Origin of the sequence: Paenibacillus sp. GYB004 (assembly GCF_036577605.1) — a bacterium.
Lineage (GTDB): Bacteria > Bacillota > Bacilli > Paenibacillales > NBRC-103111 > Paenibacillus_AB > Paenibacillus_AB oceani.
In genome coordinates this window covers 1-283 of record NZ_JARBDB010000058.1, presented here as the reverse complement: position 1 = coordinate 283, position 283 = coordinate 1, and the positions used below count along the sequence as shown (strand labels likewise).

Annotated in this window: 1 protein-coding gene; it reads left to right on the top strand. The window is 45.9% G+C overall.

The annotated features are described in order from the left end of the window. The coding region (locus tag PV433_RS25205; RefSeq protein WP_332074793.1) for a transposase at positions 1-283 on the top strand (283 nt) is incomplete at both ends.

Here is a 283-nt window from a genome sequence, read left to right as displayed (position 1 = left end):
CATGGCGTCCGCCACCTGCTTGCTGCGCTTGATTTAAAAACGAACAAGTTATATGGCCACGCTTCGAAAACGAAGAAACACGCAGATATTCTTCGTTTCTTCAAGGTGCTTCGCCGCCGCTTTCATGGTTCGGAAAGACTTTACATCGTTCTTGATAACTTCTCGCCGCACCACCATAAAAAAGTGAAAGCTTGGGCACAGGAAAACGATGTAGAACTCGTATTCACACCGACATATGCATCATGGTTAAACCGAATCGAGTGTCATTTTGGACCGCTTCGAA